This window comes from Halocatena salina (assembly GCF_023115355.1).
In the GTDB taxonomy this organism is placed as follows: Archaea; Halobacteriota; Halobacteria; order Halobacteriales; family Haloarculaceae; genus Halocatena; species Halocatena salina.
Window position 1 is genome coordinate 472,809 of record NZ_CP096019.1, and the last position, 17,621, is coordinate 490,429.

General features: G+C 56.8%; 17 protein-coding genes. 11 read left to right on the forward strand and 6 right to left on the reverse strand.

Going from position 1 to position 17,621, the window contains the following annotated elements; translation table 11 throughout:
* Positions 1-46: 46 nt before the first annotated feature.
* Entirely contained in the window at positions 47-826 is a 780-nt protein-coding gene (locus MW046_RS02450) for an IclR family transcriptional regulator (protein WP_247993985.1), read from the reverse strand.
* Positions 827-1,443: 617 nt separating this feature from the next.
* Here MW046_RS02450 and ppc point away from each other — a divergent pair.
* Positions 1,444-4,137: a phosphoenolpyruvate carboxylase gene (gene ppc, locus MW046_RS02455; protein WP_247993986.1), complete on the forward strand. Its 2,694-nt coding sequence runs from the start codon at positions 1,444-1,446 to the stop codon at positions 4,135-4,137.
* 514 nt (positions 4,138-4,651) lie between these two features.
* Here ppc and MW046_RS02460 read toward each other — a convergent pair.
* The 3 genes from MW046_RS02460 to MW046_RS02470 are packed head-to-tail and all read right to left on the reverse strand — an operon-like array spanning position 4,652 to position 8,167.
* On the reverse strand, positions 4,652-6,346 hold the full coding sequence (locus MW046_RS02460) for a thiamine pyrophosphate-binding protein (protein WP_247993987.1): 1,695 nt from the start codon (positions 6,344-6,346) through the stop codon (positions 4,652-4,654).
* 55 nt (positions 6,347-6,401) lie between these two features.
* Complete coding sequence (locus MW046_RS02465) at positions 6,402-7,400, reverse strand: TIGR04024 family LLM class F420-dependent oxidoreductase (RefSeq protein WP_247993988.1); 999 nt, start codon at positions 7,398-7,400, stop codon at positions 6,402-6,404.
* The gene (locus MW046_RS02470; protein WP_247993989.1) at positions 7,397-8,167 is read right to left on the reverse strand and encodes an SDR family NAD(P)-dependent oxidoreductase; all 771 of its coding nucleotides are present in this window, start codon (positions 8,165-8,167) and stop codon (positions 7,397-7,399) included. The genes MW046_RS02465 and MW046_RS02470 overlap by 4 nt, the downstream gene beginning before the upstream one ends.
* A gap of 185 nt (positions 8,168-8,352) precedes the next feature.
* On the opposite strand from MW046_RS02470, the gene MW046_RS02475 reads away from it, so the two are divergent.
* The 4 genes from MW046_RS02475 to MW046_RS02490 all read left to right on the forward strand — a co-directional run bounded on the left by MW046_RS02475 (position 8,353) and on the right by MW046_RS02490 (position 11,155).
* A complete protein-coding gene (locus MW046_RS02475; protein WP_247993990.1) occupies positions 8,353-9,345 on the forward strand; it encodes an MBL fold metallo-hydrolase in 993 nt (330 codons plus the stop codon).
* A 50-nt stretch (positions 9,346-9,395) separates the two neighbouring features.
* Positions 9,396-10,088, forward strand: a complete 693-nt coding sequence (locus MW046_RS02480) for an HAD family hydrolase (protein WP_247993991.1) — start codon at positions 9,396-9,398, stop codon at positions 10,086-10,088.
* Positions 10,089-10,171: 83 nt separating this feature from the next.
* Entirely contained in the window at positions 10,172-10,822 is a 651-nt protein-coding gene (locus tag MW046_RS02485) for a helix-turn-helix domain-containing protein (protein WP_247993992.1), read from the forward strand.
* A gap of 69 nt (positions 10,823-10,891) precedes the next feature.
* A complete protein-coding gene (locus MW046_RS02490; protein ID WP_247993993.1) occupies positions 10,892-11,155 on the forward strand; it encodes an MTH865 family protein in 264 nt (87 codons plus the stop codon).
* 302 nt (positions 11,156-11,457) lie between these two features.
* On the opposite strand, the gene MW046_RS02495 is transcribed toward MW046_RS02490, so the two are convergent.
* Complete coding sequence (locus MW046_RS02495) at positions 11,458-11,988, reverse strand: SCP2 sterol-binding domain-containing protein (protein WP_247993994.1); 531 nt, start codon at positions 11,986-11,988, stop codon at positions 11,458-11,460.
* Between the two features lie 210 nt (positions 11,989-12,198).
* Between MW046_RS02495 and MW046_RS02500 the strand changes: the two genes are divergently transcribed.
* The 6 genes from MW046_RS02500 (at position 12,199) to MW046_RS02525 (ending at position 16,888) form a co-directional block, all read left to right on the forward strand.
* Positions 12,199-12,975: an SDR family NAD(P)-dependent oxidoreductase gene (locus MW046_RS02500; RefSeq protein ID WP_247993995.1), complete on the forward strand. Its 777-nt coding sequence runs from the start codon at positions 12,199-12,201 to the stop codon at positions 12,973-12,975.
* A gap of 158 nt (positions 12,976-13,133) precedes the next feature.
* Complete coding sequence (locus MW046_RS02505) at positions 13,134-13,706, forward strand: SCP2 sterol-binding domain-containing protein (RefSeq protein WP_247993996.1); 573 nt, start codon at positions 13,134-13,136, stop codon at positions 13,704-13,706.
* A gap of 1 nt (position 13,707) precedes the next feature.
* Entirely contained in the window at positions 13,708-14,916 is a 1,209-nt protein-coding gene (locus MW046_RS02510) for an acyl-CoA dehydrogenase family protein (RefSeq protein WP_247993997.1), read from the forward strand.
* Between the two features lie 212 nt (positions 14,917-15,128).
* Positions 15,129-15,740, forward strand: a complete 612-nt coding sequence (sod, locus tag MW046_RS02515; RefSeq protein WP_247993998.1) for a superoxide dismutase [Mn] — start codon at positions 15,129-15,131, stop codon at positions 15,738-15,740.
* 70 nt (positions 15,741-15,810) lie between these two features.
* The gene (locus MW046_RS02520) at positions 15,811-16,074 is read left to right on the forward strand and encodes a DUF5827 family protein (RefSeq protein ID WP_247993999.1); all 264 of its coding nucleotides are present in this window, start codon (positions 15,811-15,813) and stop codon (positions 16,072-16,074) included.
* A gap of 1 nt (position 16,075) precedes the next feature.
* Complete coding sequence (locus MW046_RS02525; RefSeq protein WP_247994796.1) at positions 16,076-16,888, forward strand: ATPase; 813 nt, start codon at positions 16,076-16,078, stop codon at positions 16,886-16,888.
* On the opposite strand, the gene MW046_RS02530 is transcribed toward MW046_RS02525, so the two are convergent.
* Complete coding sequence (locus MW046_RS02530) at positions 16,885-17,469, reverse strand: MBL fold metallo-hydrolase (protein WP_247994000.1); 585 nt, start codon at positions 17,467-17,469, stop codon at positions 16,885-16,887. The genes MW046_RS02525 and MW046_RS02530 overlap by 4 nt on opposite strands.
* Between the last annotated feature and the right edge of the window lie 152 nt (positions 17,470-17,621).

Here is a 17,621-nt window from a genome sequence, read left to right on the forward strand (position 1 = left end):
GAACGACGACACGGTGATTTTCGCGTGGGCCACGTCCAGTAGAGAGCTATCCGTTCGAAGAGTATCGAAGGTGAATGTGGATCTCGTCGATCGTAGCGAGCAGCTGATCCGGAAGCCGAGTGCGAAGGAGGTCTCCTTTGACCCGATTCGCTGGGCCTGAGATGCTGATACTCCCGATCGGATCCTCATTCGAATCACAGATCGCTGCACCCACCGCATTCAGTCCCTCGATCGATTCACCGAGGTTGAAAGCATAACCGCGCTCTTCGATCGTCGCCAACTCATCGAGTAACTCATCCGGATCGGTGATCGTGTTCGATGTCTGTTCGGGAAGCCCCCTTCGTTCGATGATCTCCTTGCGTTCCCCGACAGGAAGTGCCGCGAGGATTGCCTTGCCAGCTGCGAGTTGATGCAGATAGCGACGCTGTCCGATCCGCGCCGATGTTTTGAGTGGATTGTCACCGAACGCTTTGTACAGATGAACGCTGAAATCCCCCTCTTTTGCGGCCAACCAGACTTTCTCACCGGTGTTTGCCGCCAGCCGATCAACAGGTTCGCGGGCGACATCGAAAAACGGAACGCCGTCCCGAGCACTGATGCCGAACTCAAGAAATCGAAGTCCGATGTGGAACGTCCCGTTATCTCGGACAACAAAATCATTGGATTCGAGTGTGAGAAGGTGTCGATGAATCGTGCTCCGAGCGATGGCTAACTCCTCCGCCAACTCCCCGAGTGTAAGCCCATCACTCTGTTCGAGTCGTTCGAGAATCCGAAACGACGTCTCAGTCGTCGTAACCGCGCGATTCGGACCGTCGGTGTTCGACATGGTTCGTGTTAGGCGATCAATGGTATAGTTCTTATCCGACCCACGGTCGGACGTCCAAGAAGCTTGGATGCTAAGGATGACAGATAGCTGAGACGACTGGGGATGAGGCCACCGACCCCGAGCATGCCGTTACGCGAGTACTGATGTAACCACCTACAGGAACGTGACTGCAGTGCGGCTCCCATTCAAGTAATTGTAGAGTGGTAGAACACAGAATACACCAATTCTATTACTATCTCATATATTTCCATATATGTCTTAATTACTGTAAATAATATGAATTATTGAATTAATGACGATGGAATAAGCGTATAGAAAGGTAGTATCGGTCGATGTCTGCGAAGAAACTGAATATACGTCGTTTTTTCGGCCATACTCAGGACGGTGATTTGTTGCGTCCGTCGTCTCGCATTCCAGTAATTTTGAACCCATATCGTTCTAATGTATCGATGAAACCTGATATATTTCTATCAGCCGTTAGACTTCTTTGCTCTCGGTTCACCTTCACCATGGCGAGACAGTTGCAGTAGATATTCTTCGGGTGTGATTCTCATGAACAACCGACAGGAATTGTCCGCAAACGAGAAAGTTTAATAGATCGGTCACAGATTGGTGGTATGGCATTGCACAGCAGAGATGTCCGTCAAGACGTTCGTGAGCTTGGATCCTTGCTCGGAGAGGTGCTAGAAAACCAGGCCTCCGAAGGAGCATTCGACGCGGTCGAATCGCTTCGGACGACAGCGATCGAATACCGCCGTGGTGAACGTGATTCACGATCGGTGTTACACGAGGATCTCACGGCGCTCGAACCCGAACGCAGACGGAGCGTTGCTCGGGCATTTACGACGTACTTCGAGCTGATCAACCTCGCAGAAGAACGAGAGCGGATCCGTTCAGTCCGGTCTGCGTCTCAGAATCAGGAGCTTGCGGGCAGCTTTTCGGACGTAGCCACCGCATTGGACGACGTAGACGAGTCGACGGTACAACAGATCGTGGACGACGTGTTGATCGAACCGACGTTTACTGCGCACCCGACGGAGGCACGACGCAAGACGATCAAAGCCAAACTTCGGTCGATCGAATCGCTTCTCGAAACGCTCGATGAGCGGACGCTGACAGATATCGAGCGGGAGCACGTAGAGCGGGCATTACACACCGAGGTGACGAGTCTCTGGCAGACGGCTCAGGTCCGTAGCCGTCAGCCGACGCCGGACGACGAGGCCCACAACGTGCAGTGGTACCTCGAACACGTGCTGTTCGACGTGGTCGGTGATGTGTACACGGAGTTCGAATCGGTGTGTGAATCGGATATGGCCGCATCGGTCGACGTACCGAAGTTGTTCGAATTCCGGTCGTGGGCTGGCAGCGACCGAGACGGAAATCCCTACGTAACCCCGGAGGTGACTTCGAGAACACTAGCTCGCCAACGTGAGATCGTACTGGAACAGTACCAGGATGCGCTCGATTCGTTACGGCTGGTGTTAAGTCATGACCGCACACGGTTATCGCTGGGCTCGGAGTTCCGTCAATCACTCAAAACGGATCGAGAGGAGTTGCCTCAGGTGGCCGACACGGCTTCAGAAGCGTACTCGGACGAGCCGTACCGACAGAAGATCCGACTGATGAGCGAACGACTCGATCGGATCGGTGACGTTCGTCCCGGCGGCTACCCCGACGCCGATGCCTTCGCCGAGGACCTCGCAATCCTGGCCGAGAGCGTCCGGAACAACGGTGGCGAGTCGATCGTCGAGTCCCACCTCGCTCCACTCCAACGGCAGGTCGACACGTTCGATTTCACGCTCGCGAGCTTGGATCTTCGGGATCACCGCGAGAACCACACCGCGACCGTGTCCGAAATGCTCCAACGCGAGGGGATCGAGTACGAAACCCTCAGCGAATCCGAACGCGTCGAACTGCTCACCGATGCGATCACTCAAACGCAGTCGGTGATCGATCTCACCGACACCGCGGAGCTGTCGGAAACGGCAGCACGCGTCTGTGAGCGGTTCGTTCGGCTCGCCGACTGGCAAGCCGAATACGGAAGCCACGCGATCGATACGTACTGTATCAGCATGACTGAACAGCCAAGCCACGTGCTCGAAGTGCTGTTTTTAGCGGATCAAGCCGACGTCGTCTCGTTGCCAGACTACGCCGGTATCGACGTGGTTCCGCTACTCGAAACGAAGCATGCGCTTTCGAACGCTCGTGAGATCATGGGAACTCTCTTCGAGAACGAGGCATACGCGCGGGCGCTCTCACTGCGGGGAGACACCCAAGAGATCATGCTGGGCTACTCCGATTCCAACAAGGAAAACGGCTTTCTCGCCGCGAACTGGGCGCTGTATCGCAACCAACGCCGCCTCGGCCACATCACCGAGGAGTTCGACGTGGATCTGCGCCTGTTCCACGGTCGAGGAGGTTCGATCTCACGAGGGGGCGGGCCGATGAACGAAGCACTCCTCGCACTCCCACCGGAAACGGTGACTGGTGAGGTCAAATTCACCGAACAAGGTGAAGCGATCGCAGAGAAATACGCCAACCCTCGGATCGCGGAACGTAATCTCGAACAGATGCTTACCGCACAGCTCCGCGCCCGATTGGAGGCCATACAAGCGTCCAAAGCACCGATCGAATCCCACTGGGTGGACGCGATGGAAACGATGGCCGATGCCGCGCGCGAAGCCTATCAGGATCTCCTCACGACCGACGGGTTCGTCTCGTATTTCGAGCAGGCAACGCCGATTACGGTGATCGAGACGCTCAATCTTGGGTCACGACCGGCCTCGCGCTCGGACGAGCGCTCCGTTGAAGACCTTCGGGCGATCCCGTGGGTGTTCTCCTGGACCCAGTCGCGGTGTATACTACCGGGTTGGTATGGGTTAGCTGCTGGGATCGAGGCGTACCTCGAGAACGGTACTGTCGAAACGCTACAGGAGATGTACGAGCAGTGGCCGTTCTTCCGAACGACGCTCGATAACGCCGCACTCGCGATCGCACGAACAGATATGGAAATCGCTGCCGAGTACGCCACGCTCGCCGACGACGAACTCCGTGATCGAATCTTCCCCCGATTGTCTGATGAGCACGAACGCGCCCGAGAACTCGTCTTAGCGATCACGGATCGCGAACACCTCATCGACCGCGAGTGGTTACGAAAAAGCCTCGAACGACGCAATCCATACGTCGACCCACTCAATCTTCTACAAGTCCAGCTCCTCGGAACAGACGCAGACGATCGTTCGCCTGAAGAGGAACGTGCGCTCCGACTCACGGTGAATGGGATCGCTGCCGGTATGAAAAACACCGGGTAGCGCACCGAAACGAATCGTACCCACCTAACTCTGTACGTCCCACGACTTGCCTATGCGTACTCTGTTGTGGTACTGATCAGTACGGATTACAATGGTAACTATGTAATAGCTACCGCTGGGAGATGAAAACGAGAACGTGTTTTATCGCCCACGCCATTGTGGGTAGTTACCAAATCTCAGGAAAGAGCACGCTAATCACACATAATTGATTGTATGCACTTGCTACTGTTTGACGCACGAAAACGTCAGGGATCGTACCAGGCATCTCCCAGTAGTCATGCGAATCGAATCATCATGTACCACGTCTATCCCTCAATATAAATTTAATACTATATATTAGAGAATATATCGTCATTACGTAGCGTTCTATCGTTTCTAACTACACAAAATAACAATTATAAATCAGCTAATCTACACAGTTGTCAGACCGAATCGTGTTGATGGCTGGTCGATTGTTCGCCGCTCGATGCTATCGGTGTATAATACAAATCGTTTTATTATTTTCGGAGCGACATCAGTCGTGAACGAGCACGTCAAGCACATCCGGGCCAGAATTGGAAAGAGCCATCTCAAGTGTCGGACGAATGTCCTCGGGAGTTTCGACGCGGTGTGCACACGCTCCATGGCTTTCCGCGTTTTTGACGAGGTCGACAGGCGGGTCGAAATCCATGCCAACGAAGGTGTGATCCGCATCGTCGCCACCGAAGATGGCGTTCGTGTTGTCCTTGAGGATGCGGTAATTCCGGTTATCGGGGATCACAACCGTGAGATCCAGATCGTATCGAGCAGCGGTGTACAACGCGTGTGGATAATACAGATACGATCCATCACCCACGTATCCAACCACGTTGCGTGGGTTCGCTCGTTCGCTCTCGGCAAACGCCGCGCCGAGCGATGCTGGGAGTCCGTAGCCCAATCCACCGCCCTTGTTCGAAAGGAGCTGTCGTCGTTCGAGTGGCCACCGGGTCAACAATGGGTATTTGGCAGTGACGCCTTCGTCGACGATGAAACAGTCGGGAGCGACTGTATACAGCGCATCGACGAGATCAGCCTTAGAAGCTCGGGTTTCCTCAGGCGGTGTTTCGTCTTTACCCATGGATTCGATCATCCCCGATAGCGACTGTTTCAGTGCCCGTACGGATTCGAGTCGTTGACTGTGTGTTTCCGAGGAAAGACGATCTCGAACGCGCGTCGTGAGATCGTCCATGACGAGACCGGGATCTCCAATGACGGCGATGTCGGCAGGATTGCGCTTTCCGATCTCCCGGGGGGCGTCGGTAATAGCGACACAAGTGGTCGTGTCTCCCACGAGATCGGTTTCGTGGCGCAACAGCGTGGTGTTGGTCGAACAGCCCACGAAGACGATGGTGTCGGTGTCCATGAGCATCGACGCGATGCCTTCGTTCGGTGGGATATGAGAGATCCACTGTTCGTGATCACCGGGGAAATTCACCTCACAAGCGAGGATTTCTCCGTGAACGCGCGCGCCGCTCGCTTCGGCTAGCGCCACAGCTGCATCGACGGCACCGGCGCGGGCGACGTGGTCACCGACAATCAACACCGGATCGTCAGCTTCGATGAGTGCGTCAGCTGCCGCGGCGATTTGCGTTGGGTCCCCCCGTCCGGCGTTCGGGATCGCGCCGAGCCGTTGGGAGGTTTCATCGGTTTCGGTAAGCATCACGTCCATCGGTAATCCGAGAAAAACCGGTCCCGTCGGGGGGGTAAGCGCGGTCCGGAACGCCCGTCTGAGCAACAACGGAAGGGCACTCACGTCCGTTACTTCCGCGCTGAACTTCGTGAACTGCTCGACCATCGCCTTGAGATCGCCTGACAGCAGTGGCTCCTCGTGGCGGAAATCCAATTCGTGATTACCAGCAGTGAGAACGACGGGCGCACCTGCCCAATGAGCCGCATACAAGTTTCCCAGACCGTGAGCGACGCCCGGTGTGATGTGCAGATTAACGACACCGACCGGTGGCTGGCTATCGGCGTCGTCACTGTGGTGATGATAGCGGCGCGTGCTCGCGTAGCCGGCAGCCATTCCGACGGCGATGTCCTCGTGGAGACCGAGGACGTATTCGAGATCGCTCTCCGCGATGGCGTTCAAAACTGGCAGTTCGGTAGTACCCGGATTGCCAAAGACGCGCGAAACGCCGTACTCCTCGAGCGTATCCACGAATAGCTCTGCGCCAGTGGACGAGTCACTCATACGCGGTTCCTCCGATCGTTCGGGAACGGTTGTTTGTTCATCGTTGGTCAGATACTCACGGAGCGAGCGCAGCCAAGGTCGTATCGATATCGTTCGGCTCGGCTGCCCGAGGGAACGAGACGGAAAGCGCATCGACGCCGTCGATCGCCGTGAACCGTTCGAGTTGATCGCGAGCCTGTTCGGGCGTGCCAGCGACAGCGAGTTGTTCTACCAACGCTTCAGGAATCGCATCCATTGCTCCCTCACGATCGTCAGCGTTCCACCGCTCGTAAATCTCGTTGGCAGCCGTGTCGTACCCCTGTTGGGCGATCGTATCACGGTAAAACGTTCCCATGCCACCGATGTAAAACGCGAGGTGTTGTTTGACGAGTGCTCTCGCTCGGTGTTCATCCTCGGTCGCACAGCAGGTCAACGACAGCGTCGTTCGTAGCTCGGCTGGATCACGATCGGCGAGTTCTGCGCCACGCCGGAGATCGTCCAGTCGGCTTTCTACGCCCTGTGGCGTGAGCATGATCGCGTGCCAGCCATCGGCGAATCGACCGGCGAGTTCCACCGCCTTGGGTCCCATTCCGGCTGCATCGATCGACGGTCGTGGGTCGGGTGACTCACACCGGAGTCGAAATCCGGACAGTTCGAACTGTTCGCCGTCGTAGGTCACTGTTTCGTCCGACAGCACGCGCTTGACGATCTCGATCGTCTCCCGCGTCCGACGGAGTGGGCGATCGAAGGAAGCGCCATGCCAGTTCTCGATGACGATCGGCCCGCTAGGACCGAGACCCAGACGGAATCGTCCGTCGGATACCTCCTGTAGCGTGGCCGCCGTTTGACCGATGAGCGCGGGTGAACGGGAGTACACCGGCATGATCGACGCACCGATGCCGACGGTGTCGGTCCGCTCGGCAAGGGTGGTAAGTAACGTTACCACATCACGTCCCCACGTCTCCGGCATCCATACGCGATCGTACCCCAGAGACTCGGCACGCGTCGCCTGATCGCTGAGGACGTCTACGCTGGGTTGTGAAGCGACAGGAAGCGAGACGTCGATACGGGTCATACGTCAGGTGATTCCATGATATCGGGAACGCCACGAACCGTGATGGTTTCGCCGGTGATGTAGGATGACGCTGGAGAGGCAAGGAATTGGACGGTGTCAGCAATCTCCTCGCTCAGTCCGATCCGACGATCGACGGTCTCTCGGTCGATCTCATCGGCAGTCACCCCCATCTGAGACTCGACGCCGGGTGTCGCAACGAATCCCGGTGCGACGCAGTTTACCCGCACGTCGTCACTCGCCCACTCGAACGCCAGCGTCCGAGTGAGATTGACGACCGCAGCCTTCGCTGCTGCGTAGTGGCTCATGTACGGCGCGCCCTCGGTCCCGGCAACGCTAGCGAAGTTGATGATGTTACCGTGACCCTGCTCGCGCATTTCCTCACCAGCGACCTGGGTACAGTGGTATGTGCCGTGAAGATTGATATCGACGATCGTTTTCCAGCCGTTCTCGGAAATTCCTTCGAAGTTCGCCATGAAGCTCGCACCCGCATTGTTCACGAGCACGTCAACACTACCGAACTCCTCGACAGTCGCCTCTATCAACGCTTCGACAGCATCGCGCTCTCGGACGTCACACTCCATGGCGAGCGCCTCGCCCGGACCGTCGATCCCCGCTACCACCTCATCTATCTTCTCTTGGGTCCGCGACGAGACGACCACGTTCGCACCACTGGCCGCGAAGCGTTCCGCAGTAACTTTCCCGATTCCTTGCGAAGAGCCGGTGATAACGACGGTTTTTCCGTCGACACTGAACTGATCGGTTTTCATGTTCCTGTCACCATATTCATCGTTGTTCTCCATTGTTCGTTAAGAAAGACAGTATATAAACAACAGTGATTCCGGTACCGACCGCCGGTTTCGTCACCCCACTTTTTCCGCTCGGGTAGCTGCGCTACCCTCCGCAAAAAAGGCGGGACGCCAGCCTTATTCTCGTGCTCCGGGATGTGTCGGTAATGGCGTCATGTGAGCGAACCGTTCCGATCCACCGGATCGAATACGATGTCAACTGGCCACCCGAACACGTAGCCAGCTATCTGATCGGTTGTGAACAGCCGGTGTTAGTCGACGCTGGGATGCCGGGAGCAGACGGACGGAAACGACTGTGTGAGACACTCGCTACCCACGGGTATGATCTCAACGACATCGAACATCTCATCGTCACCCACCCCCACATCGATCACATCGGACAGATATCCGAAATCGTCGATGCGGCCTCACCCACAGTGTACGCACCGGTTGGTGTCCAAACGCGGTTCGAACGGAATCTCGAAGGACTCGAAACCACGGTTCGGGAGAACGCGCGTACCGCAGGGTTCTCGGAGGCAGAACGTGATGTTCTGGTCGACAAAGCCGTCGAATCGCTCCGACGCAACCGGGAGCTGTTGGCTCCGGAGGTCGTCGACGTGTGGGTTGATGGCGGTGACATCGTCGAGATCGGTGAAGCGGTCGTCGACGTGCTCCACACACCGGGCCACCAAGCGGATCACTGCTGTTACCGTCTCGAACTGAACGGTGAGGACGTACTCATCTCCGGTGATATGGTCATCGAACCGTTCCGACCGGTGATTCTCCACGCAGGGTTGGATCAAGGCGTCGAGCGGGCAGTCGAGGGGTTCTATACGGCACTCGATCGGATCAGTGCGCTCGACATCGATCGGGTGTACCCCGGGCACGGCCCAGTTCACACGGATTTCGAAGCCACACTCGAACGCGACCGGAACAGCCTCGACCGAACGCTCGAAAAAGCCGTGGACACGGTGGGTGAAGGACACGGTGATGGATCTGAAACACCGATGACGGCAGCGGACGTCGCTACAGAACGCACCGGGAGTCGTGACACCACCTACATCGCCGTGGAGGTGGTGGCAGCGCTTTCGTACCTCCGCTCAACGGGACAGATCCGAGCCACCGAGAGGGACGGCATGAGACACTACGTTCCAGAGTGATCCGAAAAGGACGTGATACCGTCACACGAAATATCATACGATCACCAACGATGACCGAATACGATGGGGTGTTCTTCGACATCGGCGGGGTTATCCTTGATCTCACGTCAGTAAAGGACGGTCACGTCGACTTTCTAACCCGACTGGCCGAACAGGAAGGCGTCGAAAACGTGGAGACGTTCATCGAGGAGTGGCGCTCGACGTTGGGAACGTACTTCCGAGAACGGAATGGCACTGAATATCGTCGGGCGAAGACGGGCTATCAGCACGCTGTCGACACGGCAATCGGATACGAGCTACCCGAACCGAAGTGGATGCCGGCGTTCGAAGCGGCGAGTACAACGTGTTTAGAGCCGAACCCCGCCGCAGCCGAGACGATCCGAACGCTTGATCGCGCGGGACTGTATCTCGGGGTGATCTCCGATATTGATACCTGGGAAGCGGAGTCGATGCTCGCACAGTTCGACACCGCAGATCGGTTCGATCACATCACCACTTCCGAAGAGGTCGGCCGGACCAAACCCGATCGGGCGATCTTCGAAACAGCAATCGAGAAGGCACCCATCGAGCCCGAGCAGTGTCTGTACGTGGGCGATCGCTACGAGCACGACATGAAAGGCGGCAGCCAGATCGGGTTGGTTACAGTTGCCTACGGCGGCAGTGCCACAGAACACGCCGACAGTGCTGCTGTCGATCACGTGATCGATGACCTCGGTGAGCTGTGTGATCTCGTCGGCCTCTAAGGGAGTATAGACGGGCTGGGTGGATAGTTCCCCCGATATTCCGGGTCGAAGGTATATACGTCTCGCAAGTAGTATCGTGTGCTATGAGGTACATTACCTTCGTCATCATCCCTCCGAATGGCGGATTGACCGACACCGATCGGGCGTTCGGGACCGCGCCGAACATCACGCGCCGGTCGATCCAACACATCAATCTACTCGCGGACGAAACAGCTGTAGTCATCTTCGAGTTGGATGGAGAGATCGGCGCAGTCGAAGCGATCCTCGACACCGAACCCGAAGTACTAGAATACAATATCACTGAAACGCGGGAGAGCCACCACGTGTACATCCACTTGGAAACGAACGAAATCATCTCGGAGTTGCTCACCATCCCGAACGAGTACGAGCTCGTCGTCGATACGCCGATGGTGTACACTCACCGCGGTGGACTTCGGGTGACGATCATCGGTGAGGAAACGGTGTTTCGGGAAGCGATGCCAGAGATTCCCGCTTCGCTTCGGTTCAAGCTCGAACAACTCGGAGAGTACGAACCGACCACCGAGCGGTTGTTCTCGTTACTCACGGACCGCCAACAGGAGATCCTGATGGAAGCCATTCGGCAGGGGTATTATGAAGTTCCTCGACAGGTCACCCACCAAGACGTTGCCGAATCGCTCGACTGTTCGGGTGGAACTGTCGGAGAACACCTCCGAAAGATCGAAGCGAAACTCCTCAACGAGATTACGCCCTGATCTCGACTTAATACCACGGGTATCAAAGGCAGTGGGATTAGGTGTTCTGATTCGGTACGAACAGTCACAATGGTCGATAAAAACGACCTCAGACAGCAGCTCACCGACGCCTTCGAAGACGCTGACTACCCAGTTAACAGTCCCATGGATCTCGTTCCGGCGCTGCCGAACGGTCCCGCCACGACGTTCGAATCCGATGGTGTAAGCTTCACTGCGATGGAACTCAACGCACAGGCAGGGAGCAAACAATCGTTCCCTTACGACAGCGTCGACACGCTCGTCAACGACATCATGGACGGTCTCGAAGACGAAGGCTATCTGGACGAGGCCTGACGGTACATCCACAGTAGGTCCGACCACGGCTACAACGACGGTCGGCTATCGTTTGAAATTCACCGACTGCGAGTCATGGGTGAGATCGCTGTCTCGAAGTTGCTGTCAGCCTCGTCCTCCTCATGGAGATTTCACAGCTGACAGCTGTACCCAAAACCACATTGTTTCCTCAAGCACTTGCTATCCGGATTCGACGTGTCACCGATACCGATGAATTCCGGTTCGTGACGACTAGCGCTCTGTCTCAGTCGCTCGGAGGCTGAGCGACCCCGGTACCGATTCGATAGCAGCGACCGGTTGGGCTAGAACCGCTCGTCAGCGAACTCCGCGTCGATACTGGACGCCACCTCAGTGAGCTGGACAGCAGCATCGGAGTACTGGAGCACTTTCTGCATGTCACCGTCCAGCTCGAAGTCTCCACCCATCAGGCCGTCAATGACGCCCAGTTCCTGACGCAACAAGGCCTTCCACGTGTCGGTGTCCGCACTCAGATAAAACCCGTTTTCGACCTCGTCCTTACTTTCGATGAGATAACACTCAGAACAGTTGCCGTCTTCGAGGGCTATGTACGCCTGTCCGACGTATCCTCGATCACTGGTTTCTGTAACGTACGTTCCGAGTTCGTCTTGGAGATACTCCGGCATCGCGTCGACGTCCATCTCGTCGATCGGCATGTCAGTCATCTCAAAGATGAAGTCACCGTCGAAATCGACACCCCATCCCTCGCTCACGTCTTGATATTCCTCGTCTTCGTCGACACGCGTTCCGTACTCGATAAACCATGCTTGGCTCGGAAAGAGCATCGGGTCTGGATCGTAATCCACATCGACCATTGCGTCCGACAGGAACCTCGCGGCTGGTATAAATCTATCTCGGGATATGGACGTCGGTTTAAAACCCCTCATGGATGAAGCCCGATCGACCGCGAGCGCGGGCAAACCAGACGGCCACGGTTGGGGACACCCGTCCCGACCGGTCGGTATAAGCGACCGCGTATTCGGCAGGGAAAGTATTAGTCAGTCATCCCCCAATCGTTCGCCGTAATGGATTTCGGATTCGACGACAAGACAGCCCTCGTGACGGGCGGTGCTGGACGGATCGGGAGTGAAGACTGTCACGTGCTCGCAGAGGAGGGCGCAGAGGTAGTCGTCCTCGACGTGAAAGAGGATGCCGCCCAAGACGTGGCAGACGAGATCGAAGAAGACGGCGGGACAGCTCACGCGGTCGAGTGTGACCTCACCAATAGAGAAGAAGTAAGCGCGACTGTCGATGCGCTCCGCGAGGAAACCGGTGGTATCGACATCCTCATCAACAATGCAGGGATGGTCGACGCCCGTGCTCGAATGGAGGATTTCGATGACGACACTTGGGACCGGGACATGTCGATCAACATCACCGGCACGTACAACATCACTCATGAGGTGTTCCCGGGGATGTGTGAACGTGAATGGGGACGGATCATCAATATGTCCTCGATCACAGGTATACAGGGTGGGTTCGGCCAAGCGTCGTATGCCACGACGAAGGCGGCGCTGATCGGCTTTGGCAAAACGCTCGCGCTCGAAGGCGCACAGAGCGGCGTCACCTGCAACGTGGTGGCACCGAACATCGTCGTCGGCGCACTCGCTGATCTTCCCATCGAACAGCTCGAACAGGTCGATGAGCATTTCGCCCGCATCGCAAAGGCAACACCGATGCGAACGCTCGGTAAGGAAGAAGACGTATCGAACCTCATCGCCTTCTTGTGCAGCGAACAGGCCGAATACATCACCGGACAGGTCGTCGGCGTTACCGGTGGTGTCGATCTGTTCAGCTTCTGAACGAGTCGATTCAGGTCAGCCCCCGTTCTCGTAGCTTTTGACCGGTAGATGGCAGAGTGCAGGATCGTTTCGACGACCACCAAAACAACGTATATAAACACCCTCCTATCCGATGAGACAGATCCATTCTGGTTTCGGTGGTACAGTGAGACACGACGATGGTAGACGACGAACTCATTCAACGGATCGAAACCTCATTCGAGAAAGACGACGACGAACTCGAATCGGAACTTCCGGGGCTCCTCGCGGATATCGAGGGAAAATCGGACGAGTTGGTGCGCCAACAGCCCGAAATCGTCTCGAAGATCCTGAACCGCATGAGCGAGATGGATATCGCGTCGTTCGTCTCTGAGAACCCCGAAACCGCCGACCAGTTCCAGGATCTGCTCTGGTCGGGTGTGCGTATCGTCGCGGAGGGCAATGAGGAAGTCCAACAGCAGATCAACGAGGACATCACCGTCAACTTCGAGGCCGACGACTGTCCGATGACGGGCCACGTGGAAGTTAATGAGTCCGAATCGACCGTAACGGGCGGGGCGGGCGTACTCGACGATCCCGACATCGCGATCACCGGTCCGGCAGACGTACTCGTTGGACTCATCACCGGCAACGTCGATCCGATCCAAGGGTTCATGCAACAGCAGTATCAGATGGATGGCCCGGTTCAGAAGGGCACCCGATTGGCACCGATCATGAACACGCTGTCCGAACAGGCTCAAGTCGATCAGTGAGATGCGCCTAACTGACGAACAAAAGGCGTTTCGGGCCGATCTCCGGGGGTACTTGCAGGAGAACGTCGATCCGGTGGTCGACGAATTGGACCGAAACGGACCGATGGATCGTGATACGTTGATGGGCTTTATCACCGACCTACGGGAGCTAGGTATCGGGTTCGATCCCGAGATAGCACCCGACTTTTTCGGTGACGTGTGGAAGTTCATGCTCACTGCGGAGGAGATCAGCTACGTCTGGCCCAGCTTGAACGTCGGCTTGATGATGTCGTTCCCCTCCGTATTCGTGCGTTTTGCCGCCGAAGAAACCCGTGAGGCGATGCTTCCAAAACTCGAAACCGGCGAGTGTCTCGGAAGCCTCGCAGTCACTGAACCGAGTGGCGGCAGCGACACTGCCCGCCCGCGGACGACCGCCCGCAAAGATGGCGACGAGTTCGTGATCGACGGACAGAAGACGTGGGTCGGGAACGCTCATTATGCAGACGTATGTCTGGTTGTCGCTCATGACGAATCGACGGGCGCACAGGACATGTTCCTCGTCGACCGAGAAAACGCCTCCTTCGAAACCGAGGAGCTCGACAAGCTCGGCTGGAAAGGCGTCTCGAACGCGAAGATAACGTTCGACTCGGTGCGCGTCCCGGCGGACAATCGGCTGTCGAACATTTTCAGTAACGCCATCATGGAAGGGTACGACATGAACGAGATCGTTCCGTTCCCCGAGAGCGTCACACAACTGTTCTTCGAACAGAAGCCGCTCAATGCGACGTTCTCGTTCATGCGAACCGGGATGTCGTTCATGGCAGTCGGCATCATGCAAGCCGCCATGGATGAAGCGCTTGGCTACGCGACCGAACGGGAGACGTTCGAAAAGCCAATCGCACAACACCAACTCGTCCAAGAGAAGTTATACGACATGAAAGTGGGACTCGAAACCTCTCGCCAACTGTCTCGTCGAGCGGCCGAGTTGCTCGAATCCGGTGACCCCGACGCTCGACTCATGTCGTCGCTGGCGAAAGGCTACACGTCAGAAACTAGCAAGCAAGTGGCCGACGACGCGCTTCAAGTGTTCGGAGCAGAGGGTCTCAAGCCGGAAAACCGTCTCGAACGCTACTACCGGGATGCACGGGTCATGACCATCCCCGATGGGACGACCGAAATTCAAAAGCTCATCGTCGGATCGGAACTCACCGACATGAGTGCCTACCACTGATACCGAGCCCTCCGACACGGGCGTCGATCGCCTCCCGACCGCGGTCATGAGTGTTAACCCCATGATCGAAACGACAACACGTTTGTAAACCGTACCGCCGCCAACGATCGCACAGAATTAATTGGTTTAATTTGAATTATTTTTATTATCTTCGAATTGATGGTCAAGATTTAACAGCCCCCCCGTAGATGGTTGCTCTGAGGCGAAAGACAATGGCTGAACGTTCAAATCCAGAGCTGCCATCGCTACCGTACGACTACACCGCGCTTGAACCACATATCTCCGAGCAGGTGCTCACCTGGCACCACGACACTCACCATCAGGGCTACGTAAACGGGTTAGAGAGCGCCGAAGAAGAGTTGGCGCAAAACCGCGCAGATGGTGACTTTTCCACGACCGGCGGCGCATTGGCAAACGTCACCCACAACGGCTGTGGTCATTATCTTCACACCCTGTTTTGGGATAACATGTCTCCAGACGGTGGAGGAACGCCAGAGGGTGCGCTGGCCGACCGCATCGAGGAGGATTTCGGTTCGTATGAGGGGTGGAAAGGCGAGTTCGAGGCGGCTGGAAGCGCCGCCAGCGGGTGGGCGCTGTTAGTGTACGATCCCATCGCAAAGCAACTCCGAAATCTCAGGGTCAACAGACACGATCAGGGGGCGCTGTGGAGTGCGCATCCGATCCTCGCGCTCGACGTGTGGGAACACTCGTATTACTACGACTACGGACCGGATCGTAGCTCGTTCATCGACGCCTTTTTCGAGGTCATCGACTGGTCGAGCGTCTCAGATCAGTACACGAAGGTCGTATCGACCTACGAGTAGCGGCCCGGTCGTTTCACGTTTTTGTGGCTGGATCAAGCGGCTTTAGTTCTGGGGGGCTGTCTACATCGATATGCCTCGTCCAAAAGAAACGTTCGAACGCACACAGCCGCTCACGTTCAAATCACCGGAGGAGGTGCTGGAGGAGGAGACGATGTACACCACCTATGAGATCGCCCGGTTGCTTCAGGGACTCGATCCTGGCTGGGAACTCGATGCCGAAACGGAATCTGTCTTGTTGGACTGGGCTATCCCGTGGATAATGGTCAACGCCGACTCGTTCGTCTTCGCCGCCCCGGAATCCGATGACGAGCCCGGATACTATGGACTCAAGTGAGATGCAACTGCTCGTCGCAGGCAGCACGCAGGTCGATGCGGGAAAGACGACGTTTTCGGTCGGATTGCTCGATCACGTCGGTGGAACCGGATTCAAACCCCGCGCTGGCAACGATTACTGGTTCGATCACGACGATTACTGCCATGCCACGACAGCAGGCCGCCTCTACGGGAAAGACGCCCGTCGGCTTGCAGCCGTGAATGACGACCGATCACCCGAGACGATCAACCCGATCCATCGGCTATGGCAACCATCGCCCGGCCCAAACGAGGGGCTGTTGGGTCGTACGGACCGCGAGTTCGTCGTCGACCGGGTGGGATGGGACGACCCCACCTACGTCGTAAACGACACGGTCGAGCTACCGGCGTCGATCACCACGCAGCTCCCACTGAACTCGGCTATCCGTGTCGCCTCGCTCGAAGAGTTCAACGAAGTGATGAGACGTGTTCACCTCCCGGCACTGGAACGGATCGGCGACCGGATCGAAGCGACCGATCGATCCGTGATCGAATCCTACGGAGCCATCGCTCGTCCGATCACGACGCTGGAACCCGATGCAGTCGCAGTCGTCGAACCCGGGATCGTGCGGATTTACGACGGTGCGCGGTACGCGAAGGCGTGTACGGTAGCCAGCGGGAGCGCACGGGAAGGACGACTCGAAGTGCCGGTCGATCGGGTGGTCGATCTCATCGAACGGCAAGCGACCGTCGAACTCCCAGCACTCGACAGCGAAACGCAAGCCAAACCCGAACGGATCGCAAACGCGTACGCACCGGCGTACGACGCCCTGTGTACGACGGCACGAGAGACCTAATACATCTCCGCCGCTTGGCGCGCCAGTTGGATGTCGCGGTACGGATCGGAACGCACACTCTGACCGTGACCGGTGTGCATCTCCGATAGCGAGGTATCGGCTGTATCGAGAACGCGGTCGATGCTTCGGATGAGCTGTTTGCGGTCACCTTCTTCGAGATCCGTACGCCCGAAGCTCCCGCCCGCAAAAACGAGATCACCCGCGAACAGGATACCCGGAGCAGCTGCATAGAAACAGAGATGGTCGTTTTTGTGGCCCGGCGTGTGCAACGCGGTGTACGTGTGATCACCTAGCTGAACACTGTCACCATCGTCGATCGCGTTGTCGACACCGGCCTGATCAGTGTCAAATCCCCACGCTGAAACGCCAAAGGACGTTTTTACTTCCGAAAGATTGCCGATGTGATCCGGATGTGTATGAGTGAGCACGACCGCATCGATGTCCGATACGTGGTCACGAATTCGGGCGGACGCGTCGAATCCGCTCCCCGGATCGACGACGACCGTCCGCTCTCCTGAAAGGAGAAACGCATTGCTCGTAAATCCCTGTTCCCCCTGCGCGAGATTCGTGATTTCCGTCATACACCCAGTACAATAGATGGGCGTTTGTGCATATCGATCGCTGGAGATGGATATACTCCTGATCGATCGTCGTCAATACAGACGGTGGCTCACACGCCTGATCTGAGGTGACATCCTCCAGAGACGCCCGGAGGAAAACCTCCCGCACTGTT